General features: G+C 65.9%; 1 protein-coding gene, 4 pseudogenes and 1 other annotated feature. Of the genes and pseudogenes, 3 read left to right on the forward strand and 2 right to left on the reverse strand.

The window, feature by feature from the left end:
* The first annotated feature begins 85 nt into the window (after nucleotides 1-85).
* Nucleotides 86-583 carry a helix-turn-helix domain-containing protein gene (locus FS320_RS40425; protein ID WP_244627703.1) on the forward strand — a complete coding sequence of 166 codons (498 nt, stop codon included), beginning with the start codon at nucleotides 86-88 and terminating at the stop codon, nucleotides 581-583.
* 242 nt (nucleotides 584-825) lie between these two features.
* Here FS320_RS40425 and FS320_RS40430 read toward each other — a convergent pair.
* Nucleotides 826-1572, reverse strand: a pseudogene (locus tag FS320_RS40430) (IS110 family RNA-guided transposase); the annotation flags it as partial.
* A gap of 49 nt (nucleotides 1573-1621) precedes the next feature.
* Here FS320_RS40430 and FS320_RS40435 point away from each other — a divergent pair.
* Nucleotides 1622-2553 (forward strand): annotated as a pseudogene (locus FS320_RS40435) (IS3 family transposase); the annotation flags it as partial.
* Nucleotides 1903-2019 (forward strand) — a sequence feature (AL1L pseudoknot). (Overlaps the previous pseudogene by 117 nt.)
* An 8-nt stretch (nucleotides 2554-2561) precedes the next feature.
* Here FS320_RS40435 and FS320_RS40440 read toward each other — a convergent pair.
* A pseudogene (locus FS320_RS40440) lies at nucleotides 2562-2954 on the reverse strand (helix-turn-helix domain-containing protein); the annotation flags it as partial.
* Between the two features lie 46 nt (nucleotides 2955-3000).
* Between FS320_RS40440 and FS320_RS40445 the strand changes: the two are divergent.
* Nucleotides 3001-3270: pseudogene (locus tag FS320_RS40445) on the forward strand (IS3 family transposase); the annotation flags it as partial.
* Nucleotides 3271-3301 lie beyond the last annotated feature (31 nt).

Genomic DNA, 3301 nt, shown 5'->3' on the forward strand with positions numbered 1-3301 from the left:
TCTAAGTAGGTCGCCATGAGTCTTGCAACGCGAGAGCTGCGGGTGTTCCCTGGGGAGTATGCGACGACATGATCCCTTTCCTGAGATGCAACTCGACGAGGCGGATCGCAAGCGGCTGGCCGCCGCGCTTGCTGGCGCCCGTGAGGCCCGCGTGTATCCCCGCCTTGAGGCGCTGCTGCTGGTGGCTGAGGGGCATTCTGTGGCCGAGGCGGCCCGCCGCTGCCGGGTCAACCGCTCCAGCGTGCACCGCTGGCCAGTCCAGTACCGGGCCGAACATGAAGTCACCGCGCTCCGCGACCGGCCGCGCAGCGGGCGTCCTCGCCTCCATCGCACCCTTACGCCGCGGCGGCTGGCGGCAGCCCTGGCGCGCGATCCGCGCCGCTGCGGCTACCAGGCCACGAGCTGGACGGTGCCGCTGCTGGCGCACGACCTGGCCGCGAAGGGGATCATGGTCAGCCCCCGGACGCTGCGGCGCCGGCTGCACGAGGCGGGCTATCGCTGGAAGCGGCCGCGCTATGTCTATGTCGCGCGGGCGGCTCATCTGCCGCATATGTGGACGGCCCCCGACTCGCAAGAGCGTTGAACAGCGTTTGATCGGATCGCTTGCGGTCATATGTCCGGCCTGTTGGTGCAGTCGCACATGACCGTTGGCCAAAATGGTTTCCGCGACACGAGGTCCAAACAAGACGGCGACCTGTCAAGGCCATTGGCCAGCACGGAATCTCTCGTGTCTTGGATCGATCGATCACACCATCTCCTCGTTTCCTTGCAAGGCCCGACCTCAGCCCGGGAGCGGGATGGGCGGCTCCCGTCTTGGGCTGATCTCTAAACGGCGTGCGCCCGTGCCGGCGGGGCAGATTGAGGTTGATAGACCTCACCCGTCACCATCAGCTTCCAGGCGATCCGGGCGATCTTGTTGGCCAGCGCCACCGCGGCCAGCTTCGGCGGCTTGCGCTTGAGCAACGCCACCAGCCACGGCAAGGCGGACCCGCGGCCGCGACGAACCTGCTGTATGACGGTGGTGGCGCCGACCACCAGCACGCTGCACAAGGCCTCATCACCCGCTCGCGTAATCACCCCCAGCCGAACCTTGCCGGCGGTGGAATGATCCTTTGGGGTCAGGCCGAGCCAGGCGGCAAAGTGGCGAGCCGAGCGGAAGCTCTCTGGAGTGGGTGTCTTCATCACCAGCATCGAGGCGCCGATCGGCCCCACCCCGGGGATCTTGGCCAGACGCCGGCTGCACGCATCGGCGCGATGCCAGGCCATCAGCTTGTCGTCGACCTCCTCGAGCCGGGCCTGCAACTGGGTGTAGTCCTTGGCCTGCATCGCAAACAACTCGCGCGCCAGAGGCGGCAGCGTGTCATCCTCTCTGATCCGCTCCAGCAACGGCTCGATCTTCCCCAGCCCCTTGGCGGCAATCAGCCCAAACTCGGCCGCATAGCCGCGGATCGCATTGGCGAGCTGGGTGCGCTGGCGGATCAGCCGGTCGCGCAAGCCCACCAGCATCAGGGCCGCCTGCTGCTCGGCGCTCTTGACTGGCACGAAGCGCATGGTTGGCCGGCTCATCGCCTTGAACCGCGCCGGGATTCCCGGAGGCTCCAACTCCTGAGAGGATGGAGCTATGACCAAGAGAACACCCCCCTATTCACCAGAGGTCCGCGAGCGCGCGGTCCGGATGGTTTTCGAGCATCGGGACGAGTACACCTCCCAGTATGAGGCGATCCTGTCGATTGCGGCCAAGATCGGCTGCTCGCGCGAGACGCTGCGCCACTGGGTGCGGCATGCGGAACGCGACCAGGGCCTTCGGGCTGGGCCGACGGGCGCGGAGCAGGAGAAGATCAAGGCACTCGAGCGTGAGGTGCGGGAGCTGCGCCAGGCCAACGAGATCCTGCGCAAGGCCAGCGCGTATTTTGCCCAGGCGGAGCTCGACCGCCGCTTCAAGCCATGAAGGCGTTCATCGACGAGCATCGTGAGGTCTACGGGGTCGAGCCGATCTGCCGTGTGCTGCTGATCGCCCCGTCAACCTACTACGAGCATGCCGCCCGCAAGGCCAATCCCGACCGCAGACCGGCCCGCGAGCGCCGGGACGACGACCTCAGCCAGGAGATCCGCCGGGTCTTTGCGGAAAACTTCGGCGTCTATGGGGTGCGCAAGGTCTGGCGCCAGTTGCAACGCGAGGGGGTCGATGTTGCGCGCTGCACGGTCGCCCGGCTGATGCGGCAGATGAGCCTGAAGGGTGTGGTTCGCGGCAGAAGCATCAGGACGACGGTCAGTGATGCCGCGGCCCCTTGTCCACGTGACCGGGTCAACCGGCAGTTCACGGCGCCGCGGCCGAACGCCTTGTGGGTCAGCGACTTCACCTATGTGGCGACCTGGTCGGGCTTCGTCTATGTGGCCTTCGTGATCGATGCCTTCGCCCGCCGGATCGTGGGTTGGCGGGTGTCGCGCTCGGCCCGGGCCGAGTTCGTGCTCGATGCCCTGGAGCAGGCTCTCCACGAGCGGCAGCCTCTGCGGCGCGCCAGCCTCATCCACCATTCCGACAGAGGGGTTCAAGACGGATTCAAGCCACCGCTGCGGGTGGCTGCGTTGCGCCGCAGCTCCCGGGAGATCGTCGAGGCGGATCGCCCGAGCCGGCGCCCGATCTCCTGCATGGAATGGCTCTGGACCCGCAGAAGCGCAATCTCCTCTCGCTCCAGCAGCGACAGGTAGCGCCCGGAGAGCGGCTTGGCTGAAGATCTGAACATCGCTGGGGGCATGCCGCCTGCCTTTCGGAACCATCTGGTTCCTACAGGTTGCGACACACCGGCCTCGACCGCAGCATCCTCGCTGCTCATTCCAGCTGCGATTGCTGACCAGAACCGGCGCCCTTCATCACGTCCCGCCACAGGGGGCCGACCCGGTGACGGCAACGGCGCTCGTCCAGACCGATCCGACCGGCGCTTTCGAATGCTCATCGCAACCTCCTCCTTCAGGGTGTTGCGACGACCGTTTGAATCCGTCCAATACGCGGCTGAGGCGTATGCCCAGCAACTGGCTCTCATGGGCGCCAAGTCATCGATGAGCCGGACGGGCTGCTGCTATGACAACGCCCCGATGGAGTCATTCTTCCATTCCTTGAAGGTCGAGTTGGTTCATCAGCATCGTTGGACGACCCGCGAGGAGGCACGACGAGATCTGTTCGTCTATATCGAGAGCTACTACAATCGGCAGCGCATTCACTCGGCTATCGGGTATCTCACCCCCAGACAGGCCGAGCGGAAAATGAACTAACCACGTGTCCACCAACGCGGCTCTCCCGCAC

Origin of the sequence: Microvirga tunisiensis, assembly GCF_009296175.1 — a bacterium.
In the GTDB taxonomy this organism is placed as follows: domain Bacteria; phylum Pseudomonadota; class Alphaproteobacteria; order Rhizobiales; family Beijerinckiaceae; genus Microvirga; species Microvirga tunisiensis.

Bases quoted from the DNA above. Each gene is read 5' to 3' on its own strand.
- FS320_RS40425 (WP_244627703.1), top strand. From the start codon at position 86: ATGCAACTCGACGAGGCGGATCGCAAGCGGCTGGCCGCCGCGCTTGCT.